Source organism: Companilactobacillus furfuricola, assembly GCF_003946325.1.
Classification (GTDB): Bacteria; Bacillota; Bacilli; order Lactobacillales; family Lactobacillaceae; genus Companilactobacillus; species Companilactobacillus furfuricola.
The window spans coordinates 25,756-43,655 of record NZ_RHNT01000018.1; the positions used below are offsets into that span (position 1 = coordinate 25,756).

14 protein-coding genes and 1 other annotated feature are annotated in these 17,900 nt (G+C 40.1%); of the genes, 8 read left to right on the forward strand and 6 right to left on the reverse strand.

All coding sequences use genetic code 11. The features are described 5' to 3' along the window. Positions 1 to 221: 221 nt before the first annotated feature. The 3 genes from EKM78_RS06645 (at position 222) to EKM78_RS06655 (ending at position 6,652) form a co-directional block, all read left to right on the forward strand. Positions 222 to 1,634 carry a C69 family dipeptidase gene (locus EKM78_RS06645; protein ID WP_125770621.1) on the forward strand — a complete coding sequence of 471 codons (1,413 nt, stop codon included), beginning with the start codon at positions 222 to 224 and terminating at the stop codon, positions 1,632 to 1,634. 669 nt (positions 1,635 to 2,303) lie between these two features. Beyond that, positions 2,304 to 3,485 carry an exonuclease SbcCD subunit D gene (locus EKM78_RS06650; protein ID WP_125770623.1) on the forward strand — a complete coding sequence of 394 codons (1,182 nt, stop codon included), beginning with the start codon at positions 2,304 to 2,306 and terminating at the stop codon, positions 3,483 to 3,485. Between the two features lie 2 nt (positions 3,486 to 3,487). After that, positions 3,488 to 6,652, forward strand: a complete 3,165-nt coding sequence (locus EKM78_RS06655) for an AAA family ATPase (RefSeq protein ID WP_125770625.1) — start codon at positions 3,488 to 3,490, stop codon at positions 6,650 to 6,652. A gap of 61 nt (positions 6,653 to 6,713) precedes the next feature. Here EKM78_RS06655 and EKM78_RS06660 read toward each other — a convergent pair whose 3' ends face one another. Together EKM78_RS06660 and EKM78_RS06665 are read right to left on the reverse strand one after the other, a co-directional pair. Continuing rightward, positions 6,714 to 7,085: a hypothetical protein gene (locus EKM78_RS06660; protein WP_125770627.1), complete on the reverse strand. Its 372-nt coding sequence runs from the start codon at positions 7,083 to 7,085 to the stop codon at positions 6,714 to 6,716. A gap of 118 nt (positions 7,086 to 7,203) precedes the next feature. Further along, positions 7,204 to 7,734 (reverse strand): amino acid biosynthesis protein, encoded by a 531-nt coding sequence (locus EKM78_RS06665; protein WP_125770629.1) that lies wholly within the window; start codon positions 7,732 to 7,734, stop codon positions 7,204 to 7,206. 454 nt (positions 7,735 to 8,188) lie between these two features. Here EKM78_RS06665 and EKM78_RS06670 point away from each other — a divergent pair, with 454 nt between their 5' ends. After that, on the forward strand, positions 8,189 to 8,872 hold the full coding sequence (locus EKM78_RS06670; RefSeq protein WP_125770631.1) for a YjjG family noncanonical pyrimidine nucleotidase: 684 nt from the start codon (positions 8,189 to 8,191) through the stop codon (positions 8,870 to 8,872). Positions 8,873 to 8,920: 48 nt separating this feature from the next. Here the strand turns inward: EKM78_RS06670 and EKM78_RS06675 are convergent, their stop codons facing one another. Continuing rightward, positions 8,921 to 9,265: a hypothetical protein gene (locus tag EKM78_RS06675; RefSeq protein ID WP_125770633.1), complete on the reverse strand. Its 345-nt coding sequence runs from the start codon at positions 9,263 to 9,265 to the stop codon at positions 8,921 to 8,923. Positions 9,266 to 9,735: 470 nt separating this feature from the next. Here EKM78_RS06675 and EKM78_RS12600 point away from each other — a divergent pair, with 470 nt between their 5' ends. Then, positions 9,736 to 9,900 carry a hypothetical protein gene (locus EKM78_RS12600; protein ID WP_164507229.1) on the forward strand — a complete coding sequence of 55 codons (165 nt, stop codon included), beginning with the start codon at positions 9,736 to 9,738 and terminating at the stop codon, positions 9,898 to 9,900. Between the two features lie 56 nt (positions 9,901 to 9,956). On the opposite strand, the gene EKM78_RS06680 is transcribed toward EKM78_RS12600, so the two are convergent. From EKM78_RS06680 to EKM78_RS06690, 3 genes are all read right to left on the reverse strand, one after another. Further along, the gene (locus tag EKM78_RS06680) at positions 9,957 to 11,219 is read right to left on the reverse strand and encodes an NADPH-dependent oxidoreductase (protein ID WP_125770635.1); all 1,263 of its coding nucleotides are present in this window, start codon (positions 11,217 to 11,219) and stop codon (positions 9,957 to 9,959) included. Between the two features lie 12 nt (positions 11,220 to 11,231). Beyond that, positions 11,232 to 11,843 (reverse strand): NADPH-dependent FMN reductase, encoded by a 612-nt coding sequence (locus tag EKM78_RS06685; protein WP_125770637.1) that lies wholly within the window; start codon positions 11,841 to 11,843, stop codon positions 11,232 to 11,234. Positions 11,844 to 11,948: 105 nt separating this feature from the next. Further along, positions 11,949 to 12,881 carry an FAD:protein FMN transferase gene (locus tag EKM78_RS06690; protein WP_211334342.1) on the reverse strand — a complete coding sequence of 311 codons (933 nt, stop codon included), beginning with the start codon at positions 12,879 to 12,881 and terminating at the stop codon, positions 11,949 to 11,951. Between the two features lie 157 nt (positions 12,882 to 13,038). Between EKM78_RS06690 and EKM78_RS06695 the strand changes: the two genes are divergently transcribed. From EKM78_RS06695 to asnA, 3 genes are all read left to right on the forward strand, one after another. Then, positions 13,039 to 14,886, forward strand: a complete 1,848-nt coding sequence (locus EKM78_RS06695; RefSeq protein WP_125770639.1) for an FAD-binding protein — start codon at positions 13,039 to 13,041, stop codon at positions 14,884 to 14,886. A gap of 179 nt (positions 14,887 to 15,065) precedes the next feature. After that, on the forward strand, positions 15,066 to 15,653 hold the full coding sequence (locus tag EKM78_RS06700; RefSeq protein ID WP_125770641.1) for a TetR/AcrR family transcriptional regulator: 588 nt from the start codon (positions 15,066 to 15,068) through the stop codon (positions 15,651 to 15,653). A 700-nt stretch (positions 15,654 to 16,353) separates the two neighbouring features. Further along, positions 16,354 to 16,601 (forward strand) — a binding site (T-box leader). Positions 16,602 to 16,680: 79 nt separating this feature from the next. Beyond that, positions 16,681 to 17,688 carry an aspartate--ammonia ligase gene (gene asnA, locus EKM78_RS06705; protein WP_125770643.1) on the forward strand — a complete coding sequence of 336 codons (1,008 nt, stop codon included), beginning with the start codon at positions 16,681 to 16,683 and terminating at the stop codon, positions 17,686 to 17,688. The last annotated feature ends 212 nt before the right edge of the window (positions 17,689 to 17,900 follow it).

Consider the following 17,900-nt stretch of genomic DNA (forward strand, 5'->3'; position numbering starts at 1 on the left):
TCGCTTGTCTACAAGTAAAATTTATCATACTAAAACTCTCATTTGTTAACGAATAAATTTTATTAAGAATAAATAAATCTTTTTCTTGATCGATATTTTTTAAATAAATGTCCTGAACTGCCTTTTTTAAAAATAAGTTATTTTAAATCATATATGTTCGATTTATAAGTCCTACTAAAAACGTTATAATTGATAGGAATATGCAAAAGGAGGACTCTGTAATGACAAAAAGAATCAAGGGTTCATGTACCACGGTCTTAGTCGGTAAAAAGGCTTCGATCGATGGTTCGACCATCATCTCAAGAAATGACGACGGGCACGAAGCTCTCGACCCTGAGCGTTTTGTGGTCGTAAACCCTGATGATCAACCAAAGCACTACCAATCTGTGATCAGTAAAGTTAAGGTCGATCTGCCAGACAATCCCCTGCGCTACACTTCGATCCCAAATTCGATCCTAACTAACGGAACTTGGGCCGCAGCCGGAATCAACAGTGAAAACGTTGCTATGTCAGCTACTGAAACTATTACTACTAATTCACGGATCCTCGGATTAGATCCATTAGAAGATAGCGGTATCGGTGAAGAGGACATGGTCACATTAGTATTGCCATACATCCACAGTGCTAAAGAGGGTGTGCTTCGTCTTGGCGAATTGCTAGAAAAATACGGGACTTACGAAACGAACGGAATCGCTTTTTCAGATAAGGACAATGTTTGGTGGATCGAGTCCATCGGTGGCCATCACTGGGCAGCCGTTCGGATCCCTGATGATGCCTACGTCGTGGCTCCTAATAGAATGAACATCGACACATTCGACTTCGATTCAGATGACACTTTAAGTTCGAAAGATCTTCAAGATTTTATCGAAGAAAACGACCTTAATCCTGATGAGAACGGCTATAACTTACGTCATATTTTCGGTAGCTCAACTATCAAAGATACGGTTTATAACAATCCTAGAGCCTGGTTCGGACAAAAATACTTCACTCCGGACGCAGAACAAGATCCTCAAGACCAAGACTTGCCATTCATTTGTCACGCTAACCGCAAGATCTCGATCGAAGACGTAAAATTCGTCTTGAGTTCACATTACGAAAATACTAAATATGACGTCTACGGCGATGGTTCCGAATCCGATAAGACAAAATTCCGTCCGATTGGTATCAACCGAAACCACGACGTTCACATTTTACAGATCAGAAACAACGTCCCCGATGAAATCGCTGGTATCCACTGGTTAGCCTTTGGTGCCAACACTTTCAACACCGTTGTTCCATTTTACTCAAACGTTACCGATACACCAGCTTGTTACAAAGATGCTGACGGCGAATTCAACCTCAACAATATGTACTGGCTCAGTTGTACCACAGCCCTTCTAGGCGATACTAATTACGACCTTTACGTTGATTTTAGAAACACCTTTGAACTCGAAGCTATGGGTTCATACAGAAAAATCCAGCACGACACAGACGCTGATATTAAGAAGCAAAGTAGTGCTGACATTCAAAAATATCTTGAAAAAGCTAACGACAAATTAGCCAACGATTCTTTGAAGCGTCAAACAAAACTACTTGGTGACATGGTTATTTTTGGTTCTGAACATATGAAGCTAAGATATAACCTAAACGACTAAAAAAAGCGCCTAGTGATAGGCGTTTTTTTCTTGTCAAAATCAGTAAATAAAAATAGTCCAGATTAATTTATTTATATTTATAATGCTTGTTAGAATACAGAAAAAGGAGGCATCCACCATGGAAAAAACTAAGAATAAATTGATTATCGAAGAAGCAGATCTCAATGACCATGGTACTTGGGATTGGTCATCAGACAAAGAGTTAGTCCAAACTAAATAATCGATAATACAAATTTAATATTTTTAGCCACAAAAAATCCGCCCACCCTATGGACGATTTTTTTGTCTTCTTGTAGAATAATTGATTAGAAAGAAACACAATGTAAAACGAAGGAGACATTTGATGCAAGATAACTCAAGCAATTTCGAATATGCCGAATTCGATGAAGCTACTGGCTGGAACTGGTCAGACTCAGACGAAGATACTTTGTATAACAACTTTGCAAATGGACTATATGACTAAGCAGCATCCTTTTTGGATGGTGTTTTTTTATTATCAACGAAAACTTTTTGCATGCAAGAAAGTCTTAAAAGACAGTCACATCAAGCAACACAACTATCAAAAAATTAATAACAGTTATCACTTTACGAACATACGTTCTGATTGATAACATATAATCAACGTTTAACATTAATTAACAGATACTGCTACAAATCAGGGGGACCAAAATGAAATTATTACACACAGCCGACTGGCATATCGGGCGTACTTTAAACGGCTATTCTTTATTGGATGAACAAGAAAACGCCTTTGAACAAATACTTGATATCGCCAAAGAAGAACACGTCGACGGAATCGTCATCGCCGGGGACATTTATGATCGAGCTATTCCTAGCACTAGTGCTGTCACGGCATTGGACCGGATGCTCAAGTCGATCAACTTAGACAATCACATCCCTATTTATGCCATTTCCGGAAATCACGACGGGGCTAAACGTCTGAATTTTGGCAATGAATGGATGGAGGAAAGCAACTTTTATTTGAACACCCTATTAGAGGAATCTTTCAAGCCGATCGAGACTGAAGATGCCCAAATATTTATGTTGCCCTTTTTTGATCCCATGGATGCTCGAGTTTACTATCAGAAGCAAGGAATGGATGAAGACCAAGTCAAGAGCATCCGCGGTATTGGCGAGGCGATGGGTCTTGTGATCAGCGACATGATCAAATCCTTTGACCCGAACAAAAAGCATCTCTTGATCACCCACTTCACAGTCGCACCATCAAGTGAAGAAGAGGTTGAACTAACTAGTGAGACTACTTCCAAAGTCGGAGGTTTAGCAACCTTAACGATCAATACATTCAAAGATTTCGACTACGTCATGTTAGGACACATCCATACCCGATTCGCTTCCCCGAGCGAAAACATCCGTTATCCAGGAAGCCCTGTAAAATTCAATGTCAAAGAAGCTAAGATCAGAACTCACGGTAAAGGCGTCGATATCGTGCAAATATCCGATAGTCAGATAACCCACACCTTCAAAGAGATTTCACCGAAAACTGATCTGCAAGTCATAGAAGAACCCTGGGACACTTTGACTGATCCTAAATTTTACAAAGCTCAACCGATCGACAAAGATTGGTTTGCTATCACAGTAAAGGATTTTGACCGTAGCAAGCACATCAACGTTCGTGCAAAGCTTCAAGAGATCTATGGCACCGTCGTAGAGTTAGACTACGAAAACCTCAAGCGTGAACAAGCGCAGAATACTAAACAAGCAAACTTGAGCGAATTGAGCCCTGACACGATCGTCGACCAATTCTTTAAGACGATAACCGGTAAAGACTTATCAGATGAGCAAAAACAATTAGTCGATAGTATTTTTGTCGATCTAGGAAAAGAGGACTAATCTTGAAGCCAATTTACTTAGAAATGAAATATTTTGGACCACACGAAAGTTCCACGATCGATTTTCGAGAATTAGACGACGCTCCGATCTTTTTGATCGGTGGAGATACCGGAGCTGGTAAATCGACTATTTTTGATGCCATGACCTTTGCTCTCTTCGGCCAAACTACTGGCGATCGAAAACCGACGGAATTACGTAGCCAGTTCGCTCCAAACGATCAAAAGACCGAAGTGACCTTTTACTTTGAACAAGGCAATCAACTGTATCGGATCATCAGAACGCCAGAACAAATGCTAGCCAAAAAGCGTGGGAACGGTTTAACTAGCAACAAATCTTCTGCTAAATTAGCTATCGTCGATCACGTCGGTGGCTCCGAGATCTCAAGCATTGCCGCAAAGCCCGCCGACGTTGGGACAGAGATCGACTCGATCTTGAATTTGACCGCTGAACAATTCAAGAAGATCATCCTCCTGCCACAAAATGATTTTTCAGAATTTTTAAAATCGAAGACCAACGAAAAAGAACCTATCTTGAAGAAAATCTTTGACACTCAACTGTTCACTGACTTCACTAACCAGTTAACGAACAGTTACGTGAAAGCTAAGAAACAAGGAGAAGGCTTTGAGACCAAATTACAAATGCAACTAGATTCCAATGTTTGGACTCCGGAAGAAAGGGAACAGCTTGCACCTGAAGCCAATCAACAAAAAATGGTCTTATTAAGTGACTTCGTCGAAAAACGCAAGAACAATTTAAACGCGCTAACTAAAGAACGAACTAAAGTGTACGACTCCGTTGACAAAGCCAACAAATCATTGCAGGAGGCCAAGGACTTAGAAAAGAAGTTCACTGATTTAGCAAAATATCAAAATGAATTTCAAGCCAATGTCACTAATAAAACTGACAGTATTAAACAAGCTCAAGACCATTTATTACAATTACAATGGGCCAAGCCTCTACAAGAACCGATCCGGGATCTTAATGCAAAGCAGATCGAACTGACTAGCAGCAAAAAAGTCCAAGTTGAACTTGAATCTGCTGTAAAATCAGCTCAGCAATTACACGACAAGGTAAAAACTAGTTCGGAAAAACTAACTTCCCAAAAGACCGACTTTGACAACAAAGACAAACGAATCCAAGAACTATCTGTGATCATCCCTAAGATCACTAACGTTGAACAAATACAGAAAAAGATCTCTGCCTTAACTCCTCAACTGAAGACTATTCAAACTGAATTTGCCGATAAGCAAAAAGCCGTCGATATTTTGACGACAAATATTGCTAACGACAAACAAAAACAAGTTTCAACAACTGAGCTGCAAAATAAGCGCAATCAATTAACAGCTGAAAAAGAGACTTTTTTCAACACCTTAACGCCCTTGAAGAGTGAAAAGAACAGTGCCACTGCCAATTTGAAGCAATCCAAAAATGAACTAGACTTAGCTAAAAAGAAATTAGCTAGTGACGAAGCCGAGCTGAAAGAAGCCAGGGAAACTTACGATCAGCAGATCCATCGCCGAAGCGACTTAATGATCGCACAACTCCAACAAGATCTAGAAGACGGCAAACCTTGCGTGGTTTGTGGTTCCACCGATCACTCGCACATGGAGGTAAAGGTAAAAGCTGACGAAGCGGAACTTAAAAAAGCCATGGATCAGGTCGATCAAGCTCAAAATAATTTTGCTTCGATCCAAAACAGCGTTTCTGCTGACGAGAAAAATATTAAAAAAATCCAAGCGGACGTTACAGACAAAACTAAGCTGGAGCAATCCATCAAGGACCAATGTCTAGAATCTTTCCAGAAACTAACTGATCGATCAGCCTTAGATTTCACGGGCTGTAAACAACTCGATGACTTCAACCAAATTTTCGATGAGCAGATCAAGCAAATGGACGTGCAATTAAAGCAAGCTTCCGACTTGGATGCCAAAATCAAAGCTCAACAAGAAAAACTGGAGAAAGCTCAAGAGGAAGCCACAAGCTTCAACCTCCAATTAAGTTCGAAACAATCTGAACTCAAAAGTCACAAAAGCGACTTGAAGGAGAGATCCAAAGATCTTGACTTGGCAAAGCCAAGTTCTGAATTAAGTTCCGAAAAAAACAACTTGGAATCAGCCCTTAAGCAATATCAAACTGATTTAAAGGATGTTGATGAAAAGCTACATCAAAGTAACTTGTCGCTGTCAAACAATCAAACTAAATTAGATGACACTACTCAGCGGATCAAACAACAAAGCCAAACTATTTCTGACCTTGAAGAAACTATCCAGACAAAGCTTTCGGCAAAGGATGCCAAAACTTCTGACGAAAATGTCCTAAATAACTGGATCACCGAGATCAATCAAGATCAGATCTCGACGATCCAAGTATCGATCTCCAACTATCAAAATGAAAAGAAACGTTTAGAAAAAGAAATCAAACAATTACAGACTGAATTAGTCGACGCCAAGCACCCTGACCTTGAAGCTTTGCAAACAGATCTAGCTAATAAAAACCAACAAAAAGATGCCATTATCGAAAAAGTCAGCTATGCCAATAAAGATCTCGAAGATGCTAAATCAAACCTTACTTCGATCAAAACCATTATGAAAGAACAAGGCACATTCGCTCAGAAATTCAGTGAGATCACTAGTTTATACAATATCGTCACTGGAAAAGACGGCAACGACAATAAGTTGAAGCTTGAAACGTATGTTGTGCAAAATTATTTGCAGCGGGTCTTGAATTACGCTAATGACCACTTCATCAATCTCTTGTCCAACAATCGATATAGCTTCGAGCTATCCACACAAGGAAGCGACAATCGGACCGATCATGGGCTAGATATCAACGTCTTCGATAATGAAACGGGAGATGTTCGTTCATCAAACACCTTGTCTGGTGGGGAAACGTTCATTGCTGCTCTCTCAATTGCCTTATCGTTGAGTGAAGTCGTGCAATCTTCATCAAACGGTGTCCAGATCGATGCCCTCTTCGTTGATGAAGGCTTCGGTTCACTGGATCATGAAACATTAGACAAAGCCATGACTGCACTAGAAACCATCGGTGAAAACCGCATGGTCGGAGTTATCAGTCACATTGATTCGATGAAAAATACCATTGGTCAACAAATTTATATCAAGAAATTAGGCGACGGTCGTAGTACTGTCAAAATGATCAGCAAGTAAGAAAAAGCCACCTAAATGTCTGACAAAAAATGCAGACACTTAAGTGGCTTTTTAATTTCGTTTACAATCCGATTTGAATTTCATAGTCCCAACGGGTACTTTGCAAGATCGCTCTGATCTTATCGAGCGTATCTTGATCGCCAAAACCCGTCTCCATCAATGTTCCATCTTCCAATTCGACCGGACTGATGAAACTATCTTCAGCAGTTTTGAAGATAACATGATTGTGCTTCAGATTTTGAAACAGCTGCAAATCATTTTTCTCAATATACTTCAGTGATAATACGAGGACATCCGACCAGGAGCTGACCGAAAAATCATGCTCATCAATAATAAATTTAGTTGGACGGAGTCCATCAGGTACGAGATGTCCATTCTTCAATCTTAAAACTTTGTCATCAGTCAATTCTTGCATGTACATCATTCCCATCATTATGTATTCACCCACATAGTAAGACAGGTTTGATGAGTTATTCAAGCTATATATTTATTAAATTCATTGAAATAATCATATTTTGTAATATCTCGTTAAACCGCGATTGCTAGTTCAATTATGCAATTTGATAAAGACACCAGACCATTGAGGGGGTCAATTTTTTCACGATTTTTTCATTATCGTTCAAAGTAATATTCTTTTCATTTGTCAAGACATACTCAGCATCATTAGCTAAATAGCGTTGATACGCATCATATTTACTGGGTGCGGTTAAAACTTCAATATCCTTCCCAATCGTTTGCTCGAGTAATTGCTTCGTTGCAGCATGAGTATAGCCGATCCCATTATTGACATCAGTTCTTTGGACAACGACGAGCGGATCCAAATGGGTCATGAAACAATTTTCCAATTCCATTTGATCCAATTTCTCATAATGAATATCGCCCCAGCTTTCTTGGAGTTTGGGTGATTTGAAAGCAGCTGGGATCAACAAATAATCTCGCGAATATGCATTTAAGTTAGTCAAAATATTTTCAAAACTAGGGTGACCGACAATTTTAGCCCTTCCTAGTAATTCTTCTTTGTTATATTGAGTTGCGGCGGCATAACTGTCGGTTGCGCTAGGTCCTAATGTGTGAATTCTCATAATATTTGCCTCTTTGATTAGAATTAAGGAAAAATAAAAAGCCAACTAGAATTAGAGATCTAGCTGGCTTATTTGACGTATTCTATCAAAAGGCTTGCCAACTAGACTTCACGTGTCTAGCTGGCCAAGACAAAACTGACTTCGCTAACCTTAGACACGAACGTGCGGGACGTCCGTATCCAAGATCAATACGGACGCTACCTAAAGTTTGCAAAGCCGAAAAAGGCTTGAGTTTTAGCTGGCGTGTAATTATAAGTCATATGTCTTTTCCTTTCGTTAATGATTGGTTATATTAAAACACCTTTAATATTATTAGTCAACTTCGAATTAATGAATAATTAGTTCATCATTGTATCAAATAATATGCGTTAATCATTCTATTCCAATTCATTAGCAACATTACTTTTATTAAATTTTGCTATACTAATATGTATATCACTGTGAGGTAGAAGCTATGAAATATCCAATTATCTTATTCGATTTAGATAGCACGATCCTAGATACTAATAAAAATGCGGAAAATGCTCTGCACAAAATGGACATTGCTAAGTCCTTTCCGTTTGACGCTGAAAAAATTGCTTATTGGCATAAAATGAACAATCATTTGTGGCTGCTTTTTGAACAAGGGAAAATTTCTCGTGATCATCTACTTAACGAACGTTTTCAAAAATTCTTTGAGCACTTCAAGATCGATGTCGATACTAGTTCGTTCCAAGATGAATATATTCACCTTTTTGCCAAAGAGCATGATCTTTTGCCAAATGCTCGCAAGACTTTAGCTGATTTAAGTCGTGATCGTAAATTGTATGTCATTTCCAACGGTACGAAGTTCAAACAACATGCTCAGATCAAGGGCGCTGATATTGGTCAATATTTTGATGATATCTTCTTGTATGAAGATCTCGGTTACAAGAAGCCTGATCCAATGTTCTTCAAGAAGATGGATGAAAAATTAGGCAATGTTCCTAATGACGAAATGCTAGTGGTCGGCGATTCCTTGACTGCTGACATCGCTGGTGCGAATGCAGCTGATCTCGACAGTGTCTGGTACAATCCACAAAACGTTCAAAACACTACTGATAATAAACCTACATACGAAGTCAATGACTTGATCAAAATTGAACCGCTTTTAAAATAATTTTTCCAAAAAAACAGCCCACTGAAATTCAGTGAGCTGTTTTCATTCTTAATAAACGACGCTACCATCAACGTGAACATACAATGTATGACCAGCTTTGATCATGCCATTTTGGCTGTCTTTCAAAGCGACGAATGTCCAGTAGCTGTTACCATTTTTAGTTGGTGTGTAAGCTGTTGACTCCCAACCATCTTCGCCATATTTGTTATCCAAATATGTTCTGGCTTGAGTTACGTTTTTCAAATTTGTCTTAGTATTTTTATTAGATGTTGATACTGTAGTTGTAGCGTAAGCTTCTTCTGAAGCTCCATTGTTTGAGCTACTTACAGAAAACGCTACTAAAAATAATCCTAAAACTACCAATACTCCAGCAGTTAACTTCTTCAATTGCATCACAGATCCCCCGTACTTTTCAGAAAATATAAGTATAATGATAAACCGCATTTTTCATAAAGTAAAGAAACTAATTTCTGAAAACGTTTTTCAAAAAAGAGAGTGGAGAGAGGCGGTTAGCTGCTGAGGATTAACGGACTATCAGCACAAGGGTGCTGCGTAGCAGTGCTCGCTGATAGTTTGTTAACCGGAGGCCGCTGCCTCTCGGAACTCGTTTCAAAAAAAGAGAGTGGAGAGAGATGGTCAGCTGCTGAGGATTTAGAGACTATCAGCACAAGAGTGCTGCAAAGCAGTGCTCGCTGATAGTTTCTAAACCGGAGGCCGCTATCCCTCGGAACTCGTTTCCGCTATAAAAACTAAGTACGTTTGGTATCCTCCATGAAATCGTTTGTAAGCAAATCATTACCAATCAATTTTCAAAAATACTACAATTTAACCATCAAAAATCCCAAGAAATGAAGTGACTCCAAATGGAACCAACTGAAAACTTAACTTACGATCAACGTCGCGAGATTGCGCGATCATTCGTGAGAACTCGTGCTACTTTAGACGATATCGACGAATTAGAAGATATTATCGAGATCAGAAAGAAATCTCTCGTCGACTTTACTTGTGGCGACGGTAATTTAGAATAGGCAAAATAAAAATGCATTGAGAAAATTTTTCTCAGTGCATTTTTTCGTAATTTTTTTTAGCTTTCTGAAGCACCTGAGTTGGCATCTACGTCAACTGTTTCTGTTTCTTCGGCACTTTCTGATGCGCCAGCACTTGCATCTGTATCTGCTGATGCTGCTGCACCTGCTTGGGAAGCTCCGGCGTTAGCATCTACTTGGTTATTAGGATCGTCGACTAGCATCTTACCTGTCATCTTGAGATATGAGCTAACGATTGGCCATAGGTCTAATACCCATTCGTTGACACCACGGTAGCTGCCGTCTTCGTCATGCATTGCTTTGTAATAGTGCATTACGTGTTTTGTAGCATTGTTGCCTGGTACTGGCATTGCTACTAAGTCCTTTTGTCCAGTACGCAATTGATGGATAACTCTCTTTACGTTAGGAATAGCGCGTGGAGGGTGAACGTCGGTCATCTTGTCACCAACTTGGTCTGGTGTTCTTGATGCCAGCATCTTCTTGCCTTCCATCGTCTTGTTGTAATAGATGAATTGGTTGTTGTCGTCAACGTATGTCAATTCGATCGGCATTGTCTTCAAGAACCAGTTCAATTGATCGACTGTTAGCAGTCCACGGTCTAATTTGACATAGGCTTTGCCGTCAACAGCGTTAGTTTTGACTGCGGCTTGTTCGACCCAGTCTTTGGCATTTTTATCAACGTTTGTAACACTTGTGTCGACTGGATGGTTAGCTTCCAAGTCTTCGTTCTTCCATGCATCGTCGTCTTCTTGGTCAACGTGATTGATCAATTTGACGAACTTGAGGAATTTGTTAAGTGTTGAGTGGATGAAGTTGATCGTACCTTCATCTTTCAAATTGCCATCTGCATCAAAAGCTTCTTTAACGTTTCCTAATAAGACTTCGTTACCTGGCAAAGAAATTGCTCCGACACCTGGTGATTCTAGGATCTGTCTTAAGTGCAATTGTGCTCGAGATGAACCTTGGGTGTAGTAACTTGCACCAACGATCCAAACTGGCTTGCCATCTAGTGGATGGATGCTGTATGAAAGCCATTCGATCAAGCTCTTCAATGCTGCAGGAACTGTGTGGTTGTGTTCTGGTGTGGCTAAAATAACACCGTCAGCTCCTTCGATCTTACGAGCGATGTATTGTAATGCATCGCCTTGCGAAATGTCGTTGTCTTGATTGAACATTGGAATATCATTGATGTCCAAGATCTCAACGTCGACTTGGTCGCTAAAATGTGCTGCAATAAATTTTAAAAGCATGCGGTTATATGATTGTTCTGCGATCGAACCTGCAATACCTACTAATTTCATACGTATATCCTCCTATTTGTTGTCTTCCCAGTTAAAGTTTCTAGCTTCTTCCATATTAGCTGCAGTTGCGCCGCCTAATTGTTCTGAAATGGCAACGAACTTTAAGAAGTCCTCGAAAAGACCCTCTAATTGTTTGATCGTATCGTCATCCTTCAAGTTGCCATCATCGTCAAAGGCTTCCAATGAGTGACCTAGTAAAAATTCGGAACTAGGCATGATCCGAGCCTTGATCTCAGGTGAATCTAAGATCTGACGTAATTGTGATTGAGCACGCGATGAACCGAGCGAACCATATGATGCCCCTGTGATCATCACTGGCTTGTCGACAAATGGATGCTGTCCATATGAGAGCCATGCTAAAGCACTTGAAAGTGCGGCTGGGATCGAGTGATCGTATTCAGGCGTTCCGATGATCACGCCGTCAGCTGCTTCAATATCGTTAGCTAACTCGATTGCGTATTCAGGAACCGTCTTCTCAGGACTCTTTTTAAAAATAGGCAAGTCCTTGATCTCAGCTAATTGAATATCAGCTTCACTTTTAAAATGCTTCTGCATGTATTTTAGTAAGTTACGATTTGTTGAATTTTTTGAGTTGGAACCAACTATGGCGATAAACTTTTTCATTAAGCTATCCATCCTTTCAATTCTTCAGTAAATATTCCTATATTATATATTTTAAATACATTCTTGTGATAAATCAATCAAAGTTTTTAAAACGGTTACACAATTTCATTGAATAAGTGTGAATTTATCTTTCAATCCACTGGTAGTCTTCACTTCGTGGTCACGGGTAATAAAAATCGCTTCGATGCCTTTTTCTAGCTCGATCAGCGCCATCCCTTTTTTAATGCCTTGATAAAATCCGATCGTCGACCAGATCTCGCCGTCGATTGATCGGTCGCTCACAATAGTGACACTTGCTAAATTATTCGCAATCGGATAACCCGTCAGCGAATCGAACATGTGGTGATACTCTTGTCCATCGACAACGAGCTTGCGTTCATAAATACCCGACGTCCCGATCGATTTGGCAGCCGTGTGCAAGATACCTAGTGGGACATTTCTTTTTTTAATAGGATCTTGAATGCCGATCTTCCATAAACGGTCAGGTCGCAAACTCGAACCTACCAACAAAATATTCCCCCCAAGATCGACGATGCCTGATTCAATGCCCGAACGTTCCCAAAATTCTTTGACTTGATCAGCGATCCAGCCTTTAGCGATACCGCCAAGGTCGATCTCCATACCTTTTTCTTTCAAAAAAACTGAATGGTCTTCGTCATTTAGCTCGATCTTCAACGGATCGACCACTTGCAAACGTTGTGCAATATCAGCATCCCGTGGTTTATTGGCACCTTTGAAACCGATCTTCCACAATTTGACTAACGGACCGATCGCCACATTGAACCCATAATGTTTTTGACTGACATTGACAGCTGTCTTGATCAGATCGTAAGTATCATCAGGAACTGACACGGCTTTTACGCCAGCGTTGTGATTGATCGACATGACTTCTGACTCTTTTCGATTGACCGTCAGTTTATCCTCATAACGTTGGATCAAGTGAAAAGCTGCGTCTAAGTCAGCGACGGTATTCGGCTCGGCCACCGACAAATTGACCACCGTTCCTAAGGCGTAGTATTTCTTGTTTATCATTCCCATTGGCAAGTCTTCCTAAATTAGTTTTATATTCACTGCTAATTTAACATATTAACATTTCATTGGTTAGCTTAATTAAGACATTTTTCACAAAATATGCAAATATAAATATAGATTGAGTTATATTAATCTAAGAGGAAATTTGTTAGGAGTGAAAAATATGTTTAAAAGTGTAAATTCCAACTGGGATGCAACTTATGATGTTGTCGTCCTAGGTTTTGGTGGTGCTGGTGCTACAGCTGCTATGTTTGCGGCTGACAACGGCGCTAAGGTGTTGATAGTTGATTCAGCTCCTGAAGGCCACGAAGGTGGTAACACTAGATATGCTGGTCAAGTTATCTCGACCGGCTCTGACCTTGATGACCTCCGCGATTACTACGATGACTTAGCTAAACCATTATCATATGACAAAGAATTAATGGAAACTTATGTTAAAGGCCTTTACGATATGCCTAATTTTTTGAAAAAGTATTTGGGAGTTGAACCATTCATTATGGCTGACCATCCTGATTCCGGTGTTTCAAAAGCTTTAGCATTCATGAGACACGAATATCCTGAACTTCGTGGTCAAAAAACTCACGATCTCGTGACTGTTCATGAAGGCGTGGCCGATTCAGCTTTGTGGAAGAATTTGCGTCAACAAGTACTCGACCGTTCTGATATGATCGATGTCTTGTACGAAACTCCCGCTGAGCACATTTACCAAGATCCTTACATCAAATCCGTTATTGGTGTCGAGATCAAGCGCGACGGTAAATCGGTCAAGGTCAAAGCTAACAATGGTGTCGTTATGGCGACTGGTGGCTTTGAAAACAATCAAGAGATGGTCGAAAACTATCTCGGCGAGACTAGTTTGAATCCGATCGGCTCGCTTTACAATAAGGGTGCTGGTGTCAAAATGGCCCAAGATGTCGGCGCTAAGCTTTACAACATGGCTAATTATGAATCTTATGGTATTTTCCATGGACTTACGCCAAAACCTGAGGCTGGCCAACGTTCACAATTTTTGCCTTTCGACTGGCCCGCTTTCCACCAAGGTAGCTTAATGGTCGTGGGCGACGACGGTACTCGCTACTTTGATGAAAATGAGATGCACCGTCACGGCCACATCCAAAATCACGGTCAATGGCGGGTGCCAAATGCCCAGATCCATCCTTACGTCATTTTTGACGAGAAGAAATACCAAGAACTCAAAAATGATAAAGTGGCTCCTTATCCTGAATTCTTGAACTTCGTTGAAAAAGCCGACGACATCAAAGGGCTAGCTAAACTTATGGGCGTTAAGCCAAAGACATTGAAGAACACTATCAAAGATTTCAATCGTTTCGCAAAAAAACAATACGATGCAGCCTTCCATCGTGATGGCGATACTTTGACTGCATTTGACAGCGACGGTCCATTTTATGCCATCGCCATGGTCCAAGGTCTCTTGAATACTCAAGGCGGTCCCGTTCACAATGCGAAAACTGAAGTATTAGATCCCGATAACAACCTTATCCCTCACCTTTACGCAGCTGGCGAGCTTGGCAGTTTGATGGGTCGCAAGTATAACGGCGGCAGCAACTTAGCTGAAAATTTGATCTTTGGTAAAATTGCCGGTGAAAATGCGGCGACACCAAAAGCTCAAGTCCAAGAACCAACTATCGATGCAAATCTTGGTACAAATGAAGGTACATCGAATAATACTAATACCTTAGGTTCAGATGCTGTGGAAGAAAAATTTGAGACAGCTGACAATCAATACATCGGCAGATCAACTGCCGGAATGGGTAATGAAGTCGTCGTCCGCGTTACTGTGGGCAATAACGGAAATATCCAAGATGTGGAAGTGCTCAAGGAAAGCGAATCTGAAGATTACGGTCAAAAAGCGATCAAAGAATTGCCGAAAGAGATCGTTGCTAAAAATAGTGTCGACGTCGATTCCATTTCCGGCGCCTCCGCATCAAGTCGTGCCGTTAAAGAAGCAGTCACTGATGCTCTAAAGCAAGCAGAGATCAATGTAAATTAAATATAAAAAGTCGAACTTTTCGAGTTCGGCTTTTTTAATGCACTGATTAACCATTGATCACATTTAGCCAGTTACCAGTCAAATATGACATGAAAAAACTTGCATTATCATTTTTTACAACGATATTTTTATATTTTTATATGTTAAAATTAATACGAAAAAGAAAAGGGGTCTTGCCGATGGTTATTGATAAAAGGATCATCAAAACTAATAATGCCATTTTGGATGCATTCATTGACTTAGCCCAAACTACGCCCCTTGAGAAGATCACGGTGACAGCGCTGGCTAAAAAAGCTCATATTAGTCGAAAAACTTTTTATGATCGCTATTCCAATCTTGACGAATTGATCAATACGCTGCAAAACTACATGGCAAAACGTTTTGAACATTTATTCATACTCCCGGTCAAAAATGACCATGAATTGAAGCCCGATGCCGTGATGGAATTCCTTCAGTTTGCAGAAGATAACAAAGAACTCTTGTCGATCTTGAAACACGCTGCAGGAGAGTTTCTCCAAGCCGCTATTGATCAAGAAGGTCGATCGATGGCTAACTTTTTGGAAAAAGATCTAAATTTCTCCAGGGATTCAGCCACTACCCTAGCCCCTTGGCTGATCACGTCCTACATCCAGGGATCAGGCTATTTGATCGACAAATGGTTATTCACTGACAACGACTTGACCAAAGAAGACATCTGCCATTTGTTAATGCTGCTGTACAGCGATTCAATCTTCATGCTCCAAAAAAAGAGCGCGGAGGTTAATTGATCAGCTACTGAGGATTTAGGGACTAGCAGCTTTAGAGTGCTGCGAAGCAGTGCTCGCTGATAGTTGCTAAACCGGAGGTCGCTATTATCCGCAGCGCGTTTCCGCAAAAAAAGAGCGCGGAGGTTAATTGATCAGCTACTGAGGATTTAGAAACTAGCAGCTTTAGAGTGCTGCGAAGCAGTGCTCACTGATAGTTGCTAAACCGGAGGTCGCTAATATCCGTAGCGCGTTTCCGCAAAAAAAGAGCGCGGAGGTTAATTGATCAGCTGATTTTCTCCACAAAAAAAGAGATAACGACCAAACCCAGTACGACGTTATCTCTTTTTATAAATGTATATAGAAGGAATTGAACCTTCATCTATCCCAATTAAAGCTACTAGTAAAACACGCCATAATTGGGTGGGACATGGATCCCAGAAAATCCATGGCATTACTGTTTTATCCATAGTAACAACTACGAGTAGTATACTACATATAGTATTGTTATGTAACAATTTTTCTTTATTTTTTATAATTATGTTTATTATGTATCGTTAGATATTAATTTGACAAAATTTTTTAATAATATTCTGGTCCACAAACACCCTGCTGTTCTTGATGTTGGACAAGTTTTTGATGTGAGGATTATTAGCAAAAAAAGAATTTTTTTAATTTAATGCTTTACAACTGCAAAAAAAATGCTAGTATAAGTTACATTAAGACAAAGACGTGAAGAAAGAGGAGTAAGATACTTCGATCTGACAGTGAATCGGGAATGGTGAGAACCCGACCAGATGAGATTTATCTGAAAAACACTTTCTAGTTTCTAGCTGAAATGATTTTCAAATTAAGCTTAGACGTGAGACCGATACGTTATCATTCGGTGGAGTATGTTAGTACTCTTATTAAGGTGGCTTACTTTACTGTAAGCAAACTGGGTGGTACCGCGAAAAGTCTTTCGTCCCTTTTATTAGGGATGGAAGGCTTTTTTTATTACCCTCTGTTCTAAAACGTCAATGTTCAAAAATTTTAAAGGAGAGTTATCATTATGCATATTATTAAGCCAAAGGATTACCAACCAAAATTAACTACGAAACAAACTCAAGCAGCTATTCGTTTCATCCGTGAAACATTCCAAGACGAATTTGGTAAAGAATTGAACTTGTCACGTATTTCTGCTCCCATGTTTCTGGAAAAGGATACTGGATTAAATGATAACCTTAACGGTGTTGAAAAACCTGTTTCCTTTGAAATGAAAGACATGCCCGGTAAAACTATCGAGATCGTTCACTCACTAGCTAAGTGGAAACGCTGGGCTTTGAAACATTACGACTTTAAATTGGGCGAAGGCCTTTATACGAATATGAACGCTATTAGAAAAGACGAAGATCTCGACAACTTCCACTCCATCTATGTTGACCAATGGGACTGGGAAAAAGTTATCACTAAAGAAGATCGTACGAAAGAAACTTTGGAATCAACTGTTAAACAAATTTTTAAAGTTATCAAGCACATGGAACACGAAGTTTGGTACAAGTTCCCCGAAGCCGTTCACCATTTACCTGATGAAATTCACTTCGTTACTTCACAAGAGCTTGAAGACAGATGGCCTGACAAGACACCTAGAGAACGTGAAAATGCTATTACGAAAGAACTTGGTTGTGTCTTCATCGAACAAATCGGTGGTGCTTTGAAGAGTGGTCAACCACACGACCTTCGTGCCCCTGACTATGATGACTGGAAATTAAACGGCGATATTATGTTCTGGTACGAACCTTTGGACCAAGCTATCGAGATTTCATCTATGGGTGTTCGTGTTGATGCTAAGTCGATGATGGAACAGCTTAAGGTCCGTGGCGAGGAAGCTCGCCTTGAGTTGCCATACCATAAGATGATTATGAGTGAAGAGCTACCATTTACTATTGGTGGTGGTATTGGTCAGTCACGTTTGTGTATGTTGCTTCTTGGGAAGGCTCATGTTGGTGAGGTGCAAGCTAGTGTTTGGCCTGATGAGTATATTAAGGAATGTGCTAAGTATAATATTCATATTTTGTAATATTTTGATGAATGAAGCTGCCTTTTTTGGTGGCTTTTTTATTTTGGATTTGTTTGGGATGGTGGTAATAGTTTGGTTGTACGTTCAATGCCGGTTCCGGGGCGGGGCGCTATATGGGATTGGAACGTAGCCGACTGCTACAATTTTTTTAACCGGACAGATGAAAAACAATAATCAGTCCGGGAGACGATAACAATGAGTAGGAAAAATAA